This is a genomic window from Glutamicibacter sp. MCAF14 (genome assembly GCF_052114325.1).
Lineage (GTDB): Bacteria > Actinomycetota > Actinomycetes > Actinomycetales > Micrococcaceae > Glutamicibacter > Glutamicibacter arilaitensis.
Window position 1 is genome coordinate 322798 of record NZ_JBFREO010000003.1, and the last position, 15677, is coordinate 338474.

Annotated in this window: 11 protein-coding genes, 1 tRNA gene and 1 pseudogene; 5 read left to right on the plus strand and 8 right to left on the minus strand. The window is 59.7% G+C overall.

Translation table 11 applies throughout. From position 1 onward, the window contains the following. Positions 1 to 38: 38 nt before the first annotated feature. Entirely contained in the window at positions 39 to 3653 is a 3615-nt protein-coding gene (gene mfd / locus AB4Y71_RS06920; protein WP_441719045.1) for a transcription-repair coupling factor, read from the minus strand. Between the two features lie 245 nt (positions 3654 to 3898). Here mfd and AB4Y71_RS06925 point away from each other — a divergent pair, with 245 nt between their 5' ends. Together AB4Y71_RS06925 and nhaA are read left to right on the plus strand one after the other, a co-directional pair. Continuing rightward, a complete protein-coding gene (locus AB4Y71_RS06925; protein WP_441719047.1) occupies positions 3899 to 4393 on the plus strand; it encodes a DUF2505 domain-containing protein in 495 nt (164 codons plus the stop codon). 171 nt (positions 4394 to 4564) lie between these two features. After that, positions 4565 to 5914, plus strand: a complete 1350-nt coding sequence (gene nhaA, locus AB4Y71_RS06930) for a Na+/H+ antiporter NhaA (RefSeq protein WP_134780798.1) — start codon at positions 4565 to 4567, stop codon at positions 5912 to 5914. A gap of 78 nt (positions 5915 to 5992) precedes the next feature. Here the strand turns inward: nhaA and sufU are convergent, their stop codons facing one another. The 4 genes and pseudogenes from sufU to AB4Y71_RS06950 form a co-directional block, all read right to left on the minus strand. After that, positions 5993 to 6445 carry a Fe-S cluster assembly sulfur transfer protein SufU gene (sufU, locus tag AB4Y71_RS06935; protein ID WP_013348186.1) on the minus strand — a complete coding sequence of 151 codons (453 nt, stop codon included), beginning with the start codon at positions 6443 to 6445 and terminating at the stop codon, positions 5993 to 5995. Continuing rightward, the gene (locus tag AB4Y71_RS06940) at positions 6446 to 7738 is read right to left on the minus strand and encodes a SufS family cysteine desulfurase (RefSeq protein ID WP_441719223.1); all 1293 of its coding nucleotides are present in this window, start codon (positions 7736 to 7738) and stop codon (positions 6446 to 6448) included. A gap of 257 nt (positions 7739 to 7995) precedes the next feature. After that, positions 7996 to 8577, minus strand: a complete 582-nt coding sequence (gene pth / locus AB4Y71_RS06945) for an aminoacyl-tRNA hydrolase (RefSeq protein ID WP_441719051.1) — start codon at positions 8575 to 8577, stop codon at positions 7996 to 7998. A gap of 42 nt (positions 8578 to 8619) precedes the next feature. Then, a pseudogene (locus AB4Y71_RS06950) lies at positions 8620 to 8892 on the minus strand (50S ribosomal protein L25); the annotation flags it as partial. A gap of 760 nt (positions 8893 to 9652) precedes the next feature. Between AB4Y71_RS06950 and AB4Y71_RS06955 the strand changes: the two are divergent. Continuing rightward, positions 9653 to 10003, plus strand: a complete 351-nt coding sequence (locus tag AB4Y71_RS06955; RefSeq protein ID WP_441719226.1) for a DUF2127 domain-containing protein — start codon at positions 9653 to 9655, stop codon at positions 10001 to 10003. Positions 10004 to 10548: 545 nt separating this feature from the next. Here AB4Y71_RS06955 and AB4Y71_RS06960 read toward each other — a convergent pair. The 3 genes from AB4Y71_RS06960 to AB4Y71_RS06970 form a co-directional block, all read right to left on the minus strand. Further along, positions 10549 to 11529 (minus strand): ribose-phosphate diphosphokinase, encoded by a 981-nt coding sequence (locus AB4Y71_RS06960; RefSeq protein ID WP_013348166.1) that lies wholly within the window; start codon positions 11527 to 11529, stop codon positions 10549 to 10551. A 72-nt stretch (positions 11530 to 11601) separates the two neighbouring features. Beyond that, on the minus strand, positions 11602 to 13053 hold the full coding sequence (gene glmU / locus AB4Y71_RS06965) for a bifunctional UDP-N-acetylglucosamine diphosphorylase/glucosamine-1-phosphate N-acetyltransferase GlmU (protein WP_013348165.1): 1452 nt from the start codon (positions 13051 to 13053) through the stop codon (positions 11602 to 11604). 132 nt (positions 13054 to 13185) lie between these two features. Beyond that, positions 13186 to 13260 (minus strand) — tRNA-Gln (locus AB4Y71_RS06970). Positions 13261 to 13457: 197 nt separating this feature from the next. On the opposite strand from AB4Y71_RS06970, the gene AB4Y71_RS06975 reads away from it, so the two are divergent. Together AB4Y71_RS06975 and AB4Y71_RS06980 are read left to right on the plus strand one after the other, a co-directional pair. Next, positions 13458 to 15248, plus strand: coding sequence for an ABC-F family ATP-binding cassette domain-containing protein (locus AB4Y71_RS06975; protein WP_102598242.1), 1791 nt, complete (start codon positions 13458 to 13460; stop codon positions 15246 to 15248). 109 nt (positions 15249 to 15357) lie between these two features. Then, complete coding sequence (locus AB4Y71_RS06980) at positions 15358 to 15636, plus strand: putative quinol monooxygenase (protein WP_441719054.1); 279 nt, start codon at positions 15358 to 15360, stop codon at positions 15634 to 15636. Positions 15637 to 15677: the final 41 nt, after the last annotated feature.

The window sequence follows — 15677 nt, forward strand, 5'->3', positions numbered from 1 at the left end:
CAGCAAACTGGCTCCTTTCGCAGATCCTCACAAAGGATTCAGGATTTTTCTGCTGGTGCCGGCGTCGGCTCGAAAATAGCGTAAAGCAGCTTCTCGGCCCACTCCAGGATCTCCCCGTCAGCCAAATCGCGTCCACCGATCGGTGAGGTCTTGGGCTTGGGAATGAAAATCGAATTCAACGCCGGCTTGTTAGCGGCCCCCGGGTACAGGCGTTCCAAGCGCACTTGCCGCGAAGCTGGCAGATCCTCGATCTTCGCCGGCGAGAGCTTGATGTTGTTGCCGATCTGCTGGATGTCATGCAACCCCACCGCGCGGGCACGGATGCGCAGCGCGGCTACGCGCAGCAGATTCTCTACCGGTTCTGGAAGCTTGCCGTAGCGGTCCTCCAGCTCTTCTCGCACTTCGGCGAGCGCCTCATTGGTTTCTGCCTGCGCGATGTTGCGGTAGGCCTCCAAGCGCAGGCGTTCGCCTGGCACGTAGTTGTGCGGCAGATGGGCATTGACCGGCAGGTCGATTTTCATCTCGGTGGATTCTTCTTCGCCTTCGCCCTTGTAGTCGGCGACAGCTTCACCCACCAGGCGCAGATACAAGTCGAATCCGACCCCGGCAATATGCCCGGACTGCTCGCCGCCGAGCAGATTGCCCGCACCGCGCAGTTCCAGGTCCTTCATGGCCAGCTGGTAGCCCGAGCCGAGCTCATTATGCGCGGCCACGGCCTTCAGGCGTTCCAAGGCGACTTCGCCCAAGGGCTTTTCCACATCCCACAGGAAGTAGGCGTAGGCACGTTCGCGTCCGCGCCCCACGCGTCCGCGCAGCTGGTGCAGCTGGGACAGCCCGTAGTTGTTGGCACGGTCCACAATCAGCGTGTTCGCGTTGGAGATGTCCAGGCCGGTTTCGATGATGGTGGTGGAGACCAGCACATCGAATTTCTTCTCCCAGAAGTCCTGGATGATCCGTTCCAGGCGCGATTCGCTCATCTTGCCGTGAGCCACCTCGATTCTGGCTTCCGGCGCCAATTCGCGCAGTTCTGCGGCGACCCGCTCAATGGAGGAGACGCGGTTGTGCACGAAGAACACCTGGCCATCGCGCATCAGTTCACGCTTGATCGCGGCGGAAATCTGCTTATCGCTGTGCGGGCCTACATAGGTGAGCACCGGATGGCGTTCTTCTGGCGGGGTGGCCAGCGTGGAGGTTTCACGGATGCCGGTCAGCGACATCTCCAAGGTGCGCGGAATCGGGGTGGCGCTCATCGCCAGCACATCCACATTGGTGCGCATCTTCTTGAGCTCTTCCTTGTGCTCCACACCGAAGCGCTGCTCCTCATCGACGATCACCAGGCCAAGGTTCTTGAACTCCACGTTTTTGGAGAGCAAGCGGTGGGTGCCGATGACGATATCTACGCTGCCGTCCTTGAGACCGGCCAGGATTTCCTTGGACTCCTTGGCCGTCTGGAAGCGCGAGAGGGTTTTCACGCGCACCGGGAAGCCCGAATAGCGTTCGGTGAAAGTCTGATGGTGCTGGGAGGCCAGCAAGGTGGTAGGAACCAGCACGGCAACCTGCTTGGAATCCTGGACAGCCTTGAACGCTGCACGGACCGCAATCTCGGTCTTGCCGAAGCCCACATCACCGGAAATCAACCGGTCCATGGGGATTTCCTTCTCCATATCGGACTTCACCTCATTGATGGCGGTGAGCTGATCCGGAGTCTCGATGAAGGCGAAGGCCTCTTCCAGTTCGTTCTGCCATGGGGTGTCCGGGCCGAAGGCGTGGCCGCGGCTGGCCATGCGTGCCGAGTACAGCTTGATCAAATCCCCGGCGATTTCCTTGACCGCCTTGCGCGCCTTGGACTTGGTGCTGGACCAATCCGAGCCGCCCATCTTGGACAGGGTCGGCGCTTCGCCGCCTACGTAGCGGGTGACCATGTGCAGCTGGTCCATGGGCACGAAGAGCCGGTCTCCGGGTGCCCCGCGCTTTGAGGACGCGTATTCCACCACGAGGTACTCGCGCTTGGCATCCTTGCCCGAGCCGTTGACCTTGCGGGCCATCAGTTCAACGAACTTGCCGATACCGTGCTGCTCGTGGACGATGAAGTCCCCTGCCTGCAGGCTCAGCGGGTCCACCGCATTGCGCTTGCGCTTGACCGTGAGCTTGCGCCCCTTGCGGTTCGGGTAGGCGCTGGAGCGGCCCAGCAGGTCCGCCTCGGTGAGCAGGCCCAGCTTGAGCTCTTCGAAGACAAAGCCGCGGCCCGCGGTAGCCTGCGTGATCTCGATCAGGCCGGCCGTTGGCGTAGCCGAAATGTCTTCGACCCGGTGGGCCGGAATCTTGAAGTCTGCAAAGAGCTCGGAGAGGCGGGCTGCCGGGCCCGGGCCTTCGGTGGCCACCACAAAGCGCCACTGGTCCTTGACGCGTCCGGCGATGAATTCCATCATGGCTTCAATATCGCCCTGGTACCCAAGGGGTTCGCGGGCCGGGATGCGGATCGTGGAGGCCCCCAGTTCCAATTCCTCATCGGCGCCCATGGAAGTCAGGGCCCACCACGAGACCTTGGCCTGCTGGGCATGCTGCACGGTTTCGGCCAGCGAGGCAAAATCACCCGAAGCCAGCTTCCGCTCGGAATCAGCGGTGTTCAGATCCAGCGGCGCGCTGGCACCGTCGGAGGCCGAAGCCCATGCGGCGGCCAGGAATTCGGCATTCGTTGCATTCAGGTCGTGGGCGCGGGCGCGTACGCGTTCCGGTTCCATGACCAAGGCGATGGAAGATTCGGGCAGCAGCGAAAGCAGCGGAACCATCTGGTCAACCAGCAGCGGGGCCAGGGATTCCATGCCTTCCACTGCGATGCCGCCGGCGATCTTGGTGAGCATTTCCTGGGCTGCCGGGAAGTGGTTCTTCAAGTTGGCCGCACGGCTCATCACCTTCGGAGTGATCAGCATTTCACGGCATGGGGTGGCGATGATCCGCTGCGGGCCGTCCTCAGCGGTGGAGCGCTGGTCGGCAATGGAGAAGTAGCGCATGGAGTCGATCTGGTCACCGAAGAAGTCGATGCGCACCGGATGGTCCAAGGTCGGAGGGAAAACATCGATGATGCCGCCGCGCACTGCGAATTCACCGCGGTGGGTGACCATGTCCACCCGCGCATAGGCCGCAGCAGCCAAATCCTTGATTACCGCGTCGAAGCCCGGCTCATCATCAAGTTCCAAGCGCACCGGGCGCAGCTGGCCTAGGCCTGCTACCAGCGGCTGGAGCACGGCACGGATGGGCGCGATGATGATGTTCAGCGCTTGGTCGCGATCATGCAGCCGGCGCAGCACTTCCAGTCGGCGTCCGACGGTGTCGCTGCGCGGGGAAAGGCGTTCGTGCGGCAGCGTTTCCCAGGACGGGAATTCAGCGATCTGCTCTGCGGGCAGGTAGGCGCCCAGCGAAGTCGAAATTTCCTCGGCTTCGCGGCCGGTCGCGGTCACGATCAACGTCACCCCGGGGTTCTTGCTCTCCCCCAGCGCTTGGCTGATATGGGCCGAGAGCAGCGAGCGCATGCCCTGGGGTGCTGCGATCTCCAGCGCCTCACTGCGCGTTGCATATTCGTGGGTTGCACTTTGGCGGATGCGCCTGAAGGAAGGCTCCTCGCGCAGGAAGTCATGAAGTCCGGTCAGGCTCATGGTTGCTTGTGTATCCTCTCGTGCAGACGTTCCCATTGGCAGGTTGAAGCCGTGGTGCGCCGATACGACACCACGAACACCGACCGCAAAGTTTTTCCGCGGCCGGATCAATGCCAATATGTAGTTTTCGGTGCAGTCCTAGCCTACCGAATGCCCTGCACCAGATAGGGTTATTACTGTCCGTTGCCGGGCATGAACTGCTTGTTCACCCGGCCACTCAGATTTCCAGATGGGGATTAGCTTCCATGGCATTGAACGCAAGCACTCAGATCGCTCACCCGGCTGAACAGGTCATCGCAACGCTGAGCGATCGCGGCTTCGCCGAGCACCTTACCAAGGTCGCCAACGGCACTTTGAACGACTTCACGGTCAACGGCGATACCGCCGGCGCCTTCACCCTGACCACCGTCCGCTCCGTGCCTACCGACCGCGTTCCCGATATGGCCCGCAAGTTCGTTGGCGCGACCATCGAAATTACCCAGGTCGACAAGTGGAGCGCCCCGGATGCCGCCGGCAACCGTACCGCCAACGTGCAGATCACCGTGGCCGGCGTCCCGGTGACCGTCAGCGGCACCGAGCAGCTCAAGGCCCAGGGCCAGAACAGCGAGTTCGCCATCGACGCGAAGGTCTCCTCTTCGATTCCGTTCATTGGCGGCAAGCTGGCTTCGGCTGCCGAGCCTTACTTGGGCAAGGCACTGAAGCTGCAGGCCGATCAGGTTAATGCCTGGCTGTCGAAGTAAGCTAGCGGAAATATAATTACGCTCACTGTTAATCCCCGGACGTGCGATTTCTCGCAAAGCGTCCGGGGATTTGTGGTCTGAGGCACGGTTCGCGCTAGGGTTGAATACAGGTGTGCCGGGAAGTCTGGTCGGCGATAAATATTCATTTAACGAAGTAAGCGAGTTAAACGCATGAGCCAAACTCCGTCTTCGGGTTCCAGCAAGAACCTGTTTTCGCGCCCTAGCTACAGGGAGTCCGTGCGCATCGGAGATATTCTGCGCAAGGAGACCGTCGGTGGCATGGTCCTCATCGCCGGCGCCCTGCTGGCCTTGGTCTGGGCCAACACCCCGCTGCGCGAATCCTATTTCGCCTTGCGCGACTTCCATTTCGGTCCTACCTTGTTCGGTGTCGACCTGAATCTGTCGATCGGACACTGGGCAGCTGACGCCCTGCTGGCAGTGTTCTTCTTCTTGACCGGTCTGGAGCTGAAAAAAGAATTCGTCATCGGCGACCTGCGCAACGTCAAGACAGCCGCTGTTCCGGTAGCCGCGGCCTTTGGCGGCGTGCTCGTTCCGGCATTGATCTTCGTAGCCATCGCCTCGATGTCCGGCGGCGGCGAGCTCTTGCGCGGCTGGGCGATCCCTACAGCAACTGATATTGCCTTCGCGGTAGCCGTGCTGGCCGTAATCGGCTCGGCACTGCCCACTGCGCTGCGCATCTTCCTGCTGACTCTGGCCGTGGTCGATGACCTGATTGCGATTGTCATCATTGCTTTCGTCTTCACCGACGAGTTGAATCTGGGCTACCTGGGCCTGTCGCTGATTCCAATCATTCTCTTCACCGTGCTGGCCCGCTATTTGGGCAAGTTCTTCGCCAAGCGGCGTTGGGCTGCTTGGGCAATCCTCTTGCCATTGGGCGTCATCACCTGGATTTTCGTCTTCGGTTCTGGCATCCATGCCACCATCGCCGGCGTGGTCTTGGGCTTCTGCGTTCCGGTCAAGCGTACCGATGGCAAGGAAGGCATCGGCCTGGCCGAACGCTTCGAGCACCGTTTCCGCCCGCTCTCCTCTGGCTTCTGCATCCCGATCTTCGCATTCTTCGCCGCCGGCGTGACCGTAGTTTCGCCTACTCCAGGCAGCGGCAGTGTCCTGACCGATCCGGTCGTCTGGGGCATCGTGCTGGGCCTGGTGCTCGGCAAACCGATCGGCATCCTGGGATTCACTTGGGTACTGACCAAGTTCACCAAGGCTTCATTGGATAAGGATGCCGGCTGGGGCGACCTGTTCGGCGTCACCCTTCTGGCAGGCATCGGCTTCACGGTCTCGCTGCTGGTCTCGGAGCTGTCCTTCGGGCTGGAATCCCCGCACTACGAGCATGCCAAGGTCGCGATCCTCGCCGGTTCGTTCATTGCAGCCATCCTCGGCGCACTGTGGCTGATTCCGCGCAACCGCCGCTACAAGGTCCTGCAGGAGCGCGAGACCCGCGATGCCGATAAGGATGGCATCCCGGATGTCTACCAGCAGGGCGACGAGCAGATCTAGCTTGCCCGCTGGGTGCTGAAACGACTGCGGCGCTTGCTTTCACTTAGGTGAAAGCAAGCGCCGCAGTTGTTTACCAGGCTATTTGCCGGCTCCGAGCATGGCCGCTTCAGCAGCCACCCAAGCGAGCATTGCGCACTTGACGCGGGCTGGGAACTTGGAGACGCCGACGAAGGCCGCAGCATCTTCCAGGACTTCTTCATCGGGTTCGAATGTGCCCTTGGAACGCATCATTTCGCGGAAGATCTCCAGTTTGTCCAGGAATTCGTCCTTGGATAGTTCCGGGAGCATTTCGCTGAGGACCGAGGCCGAGGCCATGGAGATGGAACAGCCATCGCCTTCCCAGCTCATCGAGGTGAATTGTCCGTCCTCGCCCAGCTCAACGCGCACGCGGATCTGGTCGCCGCAGATGGGGTTGTGCTGGTGCGATTCGCCGTGCAGCAGCCCTTCGGTGTTCTCTACCAGCGGCGAACCGACGCGGCGCTTGGCGTGGTCCAGGATGACCTGTTGGTATAGCTGATCTAATTCGTTCATTTAGACTCCAAAGTATTCGCGCACGGAGCCCAAGGCTTCTAGCAAGGCCGTGATGTCGGCTTCCGTGTTGTACAGGTAGGTGCTGGCGCGGGTCGTAGAATTCACGCCCAGAGCGCGGTGCAATGGCTGGGCACAGTGATGGCCTACGCGCACCGCGATGCCGCGCGAGTCTAGGTACTGGCCTACGTCGTGCGGGTGTACGCCAATGACTTCAAATGGAACCGTGCCGATGCGCGGTGCATTAGCCGGGCCGAAGACGCGTACGCCTTCGATTTTCGAGATTCCTTCATAGAGCATCTGCCCCAAGTGCTCTTCCCAGGCCGCAATGCGGCCCATGCCGATTTCATCAAGGTAGCTGACCGCAGTAGCAAGTCCATGGGTCTGGGCAATGCGCTGGGTGCCGGCTTCAAAACGCTGCGGCGATGGCATGTACTCTGCATGCTCCATGTCCACCACGGTGATCATCGATCCTCCGGTGAGGAAAGGTGGCATGGCGTTGAGCAGTTCTTCGCGTCCGTAGAGTGCGCCGATGCCGGTGGGGCCGAGCATCTTATGTCCGGAGAAGGCCATGAAATCCACGTCCAGGGCTTTAACATCTACCGGCAGGTGCGGCACCGACTGGCACCCGTCCAGCACCGTCAGGGCGCCAACCTTGCGGGCGGCGTCAACGAACTTCTGGGTGTCGGTGATGGTCCCCAGCACGTTGGAAACGTGGGTGAAGGCAACCAGCTTGGTGTTTTCGTTGACCAATTCGTCGAGCAGGTCGTAACGCAGTGCCCCGTCTTCGGTGATCGGCACGTAACGCAAGGTTGCACCAGTGCGGAAGGCCAGTTCCTGCCATGGGATCAGGTTCGCATGATGTTCCAGCTCGGTGCTCAGGATCTCGTCGCCTGGCCCTAAGCGGAAGCGCGCTGCGGCTTCTCCCCCGCGACCCAGCGAGGCGTTGGACATCGAGTAGCTGATCAGGTTCAGCGCTTCGGTGGCATTCGCGGTCCAGACAAGTTCATTGGTACGTGCACCGATGAACTTGGCTACCTTCTCGCGGGCTTCTTCATAGATCTCGGTGGCTTCAACGGCCAATGAATGCGCCCCACGGTGAACAGCGGCGTTGGCGTTCTCGTAGTAGTGCTGCTCCGCTTCGTAGACGCAGCGCGGCTTCTGGCTGGTGGCACCGGAGTCCAGGTACACAACGTCAACTCCGTTGACTTGGTGGTCCAGAATCTCAAAGTCGGCCTTGATGCGCGCAACTTCTTTAGCAGTCAGCGCTTCAAGGGCTTCTTGGTGACCGGTCATCGTGTGCACGTGGGCCTCCGAATAATTATCATGGTTGCCTGTCCAGCTATGGCAATCAAAGGCCACAGCCCTATTAGGCAAGGGGTACATTGGGTAATTATTCCACTCTGGGCCTCGAAGCACATCTAAGTTAGGCCTTAGTAAGGAACACCTCGCTCCATAGCTTTCCTAATTTAAAAAAGTTGAGGACCGTTGCGAACTCGCTCAGTTCACAACAGCCCTCACTTTGCTTCAATGCAGCCCCGTGGTGGGAACAGTCAGCTGGTATGGAATTTAGCCTGGGCCGCTTCCAAACCTGAGGTCATCAGCAATTCCACGGCATCCGCGCAATTGTCGATCAGAAACGGAAGATCCGCTTTTTCAACTTTGGAAAAGTCCTGCAAAACCCATTTGGCGGTATCCATGCGGCCGGGTGGACGCCCAACGCCGGCACGGACGCGCAAATAGTCCTTGGACCCCATGGCCTTGGAGATATCGCGCAGGCCATTATGTCCGCCTTCGCCGCCACCTCGCTTGAGCTTGATGGTGTCGAAGGGAATATCGATCTCGTCATGCACCACAATCAGGCGATCGACACCAATGCCGAAGAATTTCGCCGCGTTGGCCACTGGCCCGCCCGAAAGGTTCATGAAGACCGTCGGCTTGGCCAGCACGATGCGCGGTCCGCCAACACCCATGCGCCCCTCTACGATCTGCGACCGTGAGGCGTGGGTCTTGAATTTGGAGCCGACCCGTTGGGCCAGCTCGTCGAGCACCATCTGCCCAATATTGTGCCTATTGCCAGCGTAGCCGGCCCCGGGGTTCCCGAGTCCGGCTACGAGCCAAGTGCCATCACTCATGATGCTCAGCTAAAACCTAGTTCGCTGGAATTAGGCAGCGATGATCAGGTCCATGTGATCCACGGTGCGGTTCAGCGCGTGAATCTGGATGTCCTTGATGGTGGTCTTTACGGTCTTGCCTTCGATGTTCAGAACCAGCTCAACACCGCGGTCGCGAACGGCCAGGGTGGTTTCGCGTGCTGGAAGCAGTACGTGCTGTGGCTCGGAGCCTGCACCGTAGACAACTGCTGGGATCTGGCCGTCGCGGCGAGCCTGGCGAGCAGCGCCCTTGCCGAAATCGCTACGTACAACGGCGTCAAGGTTGACAGATGCCATGATAATTCTCCTTAGGAAATAATTGCTTCGTTTAGGCCCTTGCGTGGACTCGGGAAGCAATCAACATCTAGGAGATGAGAAAACTTGTCCGGCCTTGTCGATAACGGTCCCACCATTGCTGGTGTTTCCCTCGCCTGGGCACAGTCCACAATTCTACCAGCTGAAATCCCCAACGAGAAACCCTGTAGCGAACGCCACTAAACCCTGATTACAATTCAACGGCACCGGAAAACAAAGGTATCGGCTAACGCAAAGGCACCCACTTGAATCTTTCAGACATGCACCCATTCTCCACAAGCTCCGTGAGTCATCCCCCAACGAACGTTCCGTATCGCGTTCCTCTTTCGGGACACCGCTAACGATCGATATTGGTCGATCATAAAGAGGTGCCAGATGCCTTCGGCAGGGCGTTGAGCAGCGGAACACACTACATGGATTTCGCCCTTCAGCCTTCCTCCATCTGAGCCCATGAAGAGTTTCGCAGTGTACGTTCAAATCAGGACGTAACAGCGGCTTCTTCTCTCCTTTGAAAGTAGGGTTAGCTCATCGGCGGAGAAAACTCGCAAGGAATGAGAATGAAAGTGGGCGACAGTCTATGGATACTTCCGGGCGTTCGGTTCAGATTCGTCACCGACGCTTGCTTGATCGCAGCTTTTATGTGGGCCTAATCTTTAAAGGACTCAACGGCTTGGCAGAGCTGATCAGCGGAACGGCGCTTTTATTCACTGGACCCGCCAAGATTGCATCATGAATTAGCGTCCTGACCCAACACGAGCTCAGCGAAGATCCCCAGGACTTCATCGCTCGATCATTGGTCAACTTGTCTGAACGACTGGATGTTTCAGCGACACTATTTGCCGCCTTTTATTTGCTGATTCATGGGCTGGCAAAAGCTGTGCTTTTGTGGGCAGTGCTCAAAAACCGGTTATGGGCCTACCCCTGGCTTATCGGCTTCCTATTAGCGTTCATCCTCTATCAGGACTATGAACTGATCGTTAACTTTAGCTGGGTGTTACTGGCTCTCACTGTCTTTGATGTTGTGATCGTTCTGCTGACCTGGCGTGAGTACCAATTGCGTCGACTGCCAGACCTCCAGAATCAGAACGAATGATGCTGTTAGTGCAATGACTAAACGAAACTGAATTCTAGAAGCGAAAACGACCGTTTGCGGTGTCCCGTAAGAGGAACCCTCCGCGGGACGCCTGCTACCGTGTACATTGGCTGGCCTGCATTGGTCAGTCTCAGTACCGTCGGGGCGTCCACCCCGATGGCAACATGCCCGTGATCTTTCGCCGTTCAGAATCAGCATCGGCGGACCAGCCTTGCGCTGCCTGTGCATCATCGAAGGCGCCCCTGCCAAGCGCAGACCAAGGTCTGGGTGGCTCATCTCAGGCGCACCACCCCGACGCGTCGAAGCACGCACGCTCCACGATTTATCAGCGAAACCTCCCCCGCGGAAGATCTGATATTCTCCGTAGCGGGCCGGATCGAGTTGCACAGCAATACGTTTTCAGTCATGTCGACCATGTAATTCTCAAAGGCTGATCGACTGCCCCGCAGAGCGTTCTCTCTAAAAGGCTCCTTGGATGTTTGTCTAAACGCCTCTGGCCGGCACCCATGCGGGTGCCGGCCAGAGGCGTTGCGAAACGAGGGCTGCTAGGCGCGGCCGTCAAACAGGTTCGTAACCGAACCTTCGTGGAATACCTCGGAGATGGCGCGAGCGATCGTTGGAGCGATCGACAGCACGGTCAGGTTCTCGAAGCGCTTCTCTTCCGGGATCGGCAGGGTGTTGGTGACAACAACTTCCTTGGCACCGCACTCGGCCAGGCGCTGCGCGGCTGGATCCGAGAACACTGCGTGGGTCGCGGCGATGATGACATCCTTGGCGCCGGCTTCCTTCAGCACGCGCACAGCACCTGCGATGGTTCCACCGGTGTCGATCATGTCATCGATCAGGATCGCGGTGCGGCCCTCGACCTGGCCCACCACGGTCTTGGACTCGGCCTGGTTAGGCACGGTCAGATCGCGGGACTTGTGGACGAACGCCAGCGGGGTGCCGCCCAAACGGTCTGCCCACTGCTCGGCGACGCGCACGCGGCCGGTATCAGGGGAAACCACGGTGACTTCATTGACGTCTACCTTGGACTTGATGTAGTCAGCCAGCAGCGGGAAGCCGAACAGATGATCCACTGGACCATCGAAGAAGCCCTGGATCTGCGCGGTGTGCAGATCGCAAGAGATCACGCGGTCAGCACCAGCGGTCTTGAACAGGTCCGCGACCAGGCGGGCCGAGATCGGCTCGCGGCCGCGGCCCTTCTTGTCCTGGCGTGCATAAGGGTAGAATGGCGCCACGACGGTGATGCGGCGAGCCGAAGCGCGCTTCATCGAGTCAATCATGATCAGCTGTTCCATCAGCCAGTTGTTCAGCGGTGCCGGGTAGGACTGCAGCAAGAAGACTTCCTTGCCGCGAACCGATTCATCTGAACGGACGTAGATCTCGCCATTGGCGAAGTCGTACGCGTTCAGCGGCAGCAGTTCGGTATCAAGTGCCTTGGCGACCTCGGCGGCCAGCTCGGGGTGCGCACGGCCGGTGGCCAGCACCAGCTTCTTGTCGACGTTATGGCTGATTTCACTCATGGGGTTTGCTTTCTCGCTCGCTTCGCTATCACGTATGAGGTTGTTGTCGAGGAAATGAAGTCTGTAGCTGAATTACTCGGAGGCCGAAGAGTTCAGTGAGGACTTGAACGCTGCGTCAGCCGAGGAAGTGCCCGGGCGCTTTTCAAGCGTCCAGCCCTCGGAGTTGCGCTGCGGTGCCACAGACAGTGCTAGGGCACCGGCCGGGACGTTCTTGCGGACGATGGCTCCGGCTCCGGTGTATGCGCCGTCCCCGATTTCAACCGGGGCAACGAATACGGTGTTGGAGCTGGTGCGCACATGCGAGCCGATCTTGGTGCGGTGCTTCTTTTCGCCATCGTAGTTTGCGGTGATGTTGCCGCAGCCGATGTTGGTGAATTCACCGATTTCAGCATCTCCGGCGTAGCCGAGGTGCGAGAGCTTGGAGCCACGGCCAATCGTGACATTCTTGGTTTCGTAGAAGGCACCGATCTTGCCATCTACACCGAGGTCGGTGCCCGGACGCAGGTAGGCGAACGGACCTACCGACGCGCCCTCTGCAATGCGCGAGTCGGTGGCGTCGGTGCGCTTGACGGTGGCGCGCTGGCCGACCACGACGTTAGTCAAGGTGGTGTCCGGGCCGACGGTCGCGTTAGCGCCGATGATGGTCTCGCCGTGCAGCTGGGTACCTGGCTTGATGGTGGCGTCCTGGCCGATCATCACATCAGCGTCAATCCAAGTGGTGGCCGGATCAACGATGGTCACGCCCTGGCGCATCCAGAATTCGGTCTTGCGCTCGTTGTAGATGCGAGCCAGGTTGGAAACCTGCACGCGGTCGTTGGCCCCTTCGATCTGCCAGCGGTCCGCGATCTGCGAGGAAGCCACACGGCCACCGCGTTCGCGGGCAATTGCCAACACGTCGGTCAGGTACATTTCGCCCTGCGCGTTCTCGGTGGTGACCTCGGTCAGCGCCGAACGCAGGATCTTGGCATCGAAAGCGTAGATGCCAGAGTTGATTTCCTTGATGAGCAGCTCGTCAGCCGAAGCGTCCTTCTGCTCGCGGATCCCTGCAACCTCGCCCTTGTCATCGCGCAGGATGCGGCCGTAGCCATTGGGGTCATCCAATTCGGTGGTCAGCACGGTGACCGAATTGCCGTTGGACTCGTGGGTGGCGACCAGATCCTGGAGGACTTCACTGGTGAGCAATGGCACATCGCCGTAAGTCACCACAACGGTGCCTTCAAGTGCCGGGTCCACAACTTCCAAGCCCTGCTGGACTGCACGGCCGGTGCCTGGAATTTCATCCTGGTCGGCAATGGTGATGGAAGGGAACTGGCTCAGAATGTGTTCTGCAACCAGGTCGCGCTGGTGGCGGACAACCGCAACCAGGTTTTGCGGCTGCAAAGCTGAAGCCGCATGAAGCGCATGGCCAATCATGGACCGACCTGCGATTTCATGCATGATTTTCGGCTTCGCCGACTTCATGCGGGTACCAGCCCCGGCGGCTAGGACGATGACAGCTACTGGTGCGTTGACCTGATCACTCAAGTGCATTCTCCTGCAAATTGGATTCAAGGTTTTGGGCAGAGAAGTAAAACCTCAAAGCAAGTCTATCGCGAGCTCCGGGATGCGCTGAACTGGTCAAAAAATAAAAGCGCCACATGCGTGACGCTTCTTGATTGGTTCCGCCCCTAGGATTCGAACCTAGAATGCACAGCTCCAAAGGCTGGCGTGTTGCCATTACACCAGGGCGGAAAATGGCTTGTGCAGGTCATACCCAACAAGCACGCTAATTATTCTGCCATGATCAGCCCGATGTGCGAAATCGCAAAACACCGTAGCTAAACTCACTTTTATTCTCTGTTTTATTCTCCTGCCGCTCGCTGGCCCCGCGCGGACCCCATGTGCCCTGCCGCGATCTCGATTTGCCCCCGGAACGTAAAATAGAAATCGTGGCACATTTACTCGGGGGCGAAGCCCTACATCTGGAATATCCCACCCACGTCGTTTTCGACTCGGTAACCATCGGAATTTCCGATGGCGACCGCATCGGCTTGGTGGGCCGCAATGGCGAAGGCAAGTCCTCGCTGCTTGGCATGCTCAGTGACAAGATTGAACCGAACTCCGGGCGTGTTACCAAGCGCAATGGCCTGCGCGTGGGTGTGCTTGACCAGTCAGACACCCTGGACCCCGAAGCAACGGTGCACTTCAGCGTGGTCGGAGAGATGGATGATCACCAGTGGGCCGGCGAAGCCCGCATCCGCGACATCATCTCCGGGCTGGTCGCTGATCTGGACTGGGAAGCGAAAATCGGAACCCTCTCCGGCGGACAGCGCCGCCGCGTGGCACTGGCGGCTTTGCTGGTGCAGGACTGGGATGTCATCATCCTGGACGAGCCGACCAACCATTTGGATGTCGAGGGCATCTCCTGGCTCGCCGAGCACATCAACAAGCGCTGGTCCAAGAGCTCCGGCGGCTTGATGGTAGTCACCCACGACCGCTGGTTCCTGGACGCGGTCTGCACCACGACTTGGGAAGTCCACGACCGCTTGGTCGAGCCTTTCGAAGGCGGCTACGCCGCGTACGTGCTGCAGCGCGTGGAACGCGACCGCATCGCCGCGGTTACCGAAAACAAGCGCCAGAACATGATGAAGAAGGAACTGGCCTGGCTGCGCCGCGGCGCCCCGGCCCGTACTTCCAAACCGAAATTCCGCATCGAGGCCGCTAACCAGCTGATTGCCGATGTTCCACCGGCCCGCAACCCGCTGGAATTGCAGAAGATGGCCACCAGCCGCCTGGGCAAGGACGTCATCGACCTGCTGGATACCGAGGTGTCCTTCGGTGCCAAGCAGGTGCTCAAGCCGTTTACCTGGCGTATCGGCCCGGGCGAACGCACCGGCCTGCTCGGCGCCAACGGCGCCGGCAAATCCACCTTGCTGGGCCTGATCGCCGGCACCGTGGAACCGACCGGCGGCAAGATCAAGCGCGGCCAGACCGTGAAGCTTGCCGTGCTGGACCAGCAGTTCCGCGAATTGGAGCAGATCGGCCAGGACAAGGTCCGCGAAGTCCTGGCTCGCTACCGCACCACCTTCAACGTCGATGGCAAGGACCTGACGCCAGCACAGCTGCTGGAGCGTCTGGGCTTCTCCTCGGCACACCTGTCCACCAAGGTCGCCGAGCTCTCCGGTGGCCAGCGCCGCCGCCTGCAGCTGCTGATGATCCTGATGGACGAGCCGAATGTGATGATCCTCGATGAGCCGACCAACGATGTCGATACCGACATGCTGGCCGCCTTGGAAGACCTGTTGGATTCCTGGCCGGGCACCTTGATTGTCGTTTCCCACGACCGTTACCTGCTTGAACGCGTCACCGACCAGCAGTACGCCATCTTGAACGGCCACTTCCGCCATGTGCCAGGCGGCGTGGATGAGTACTTGAAGCTTCGCAGCGCCGAGGGCTCTACCGGCGGTTCCAATCCTTCGCAGGCTTCCTCCGCAGCCCCGGCTAAGCCTGCCGGCCCCTCGGGCGCCGAGCTGCGTGCCGCGCAGAAGGAACTGAACGCCAACGAGCGCAAGGTAGGACAGCTGGAGGAGAAGATCGCCAAGGTCCATGCCAAGATGGCAGCTCATGACCAAAGCGATTATGAGGGCCTGGGCAAGTTCACCGCTGAGATCAACGAATACCAATCGCAGATTGACCAGTTGGAAGAACGCTGGCTGGAACTATCCGAGCTGCTCGGATAGCACCTGATCTGTGGCTCGCGCCGATGGCTCGGAAATTTATTTCCGAGCCATCGGCTTTTCTTTAGGTAGCTTGTCCGCTGCATGCCGGGATCATGGCAGACTTTCCAGCATGGGAACCGTGATTTTGGAGGGGAAGCTGCTGTGCAAGGATGCGGCCGAAGTCGAGCTGGTGAAGAAATTACTGCCGGAGCATATTCGGCTGACCAAGGCTGAACCCGGCTGTTTTTCTTTCACAGTCACGCAATCACAGGATCCCTGGGTTTGGCTGGTGAACGAGGAATTTGCAGACGGCGCTGCGTTTGAAGCCCACCAGCAGCGGGCCACGGCAAGCACGTGGGGCCGCAGGACTTCCGGATTACAGCGCAGCTACGAGGTAACGGGCGTCTAGCAAGGCGCATTTTGAAGCCCACATGCGACGGGATGAATCCC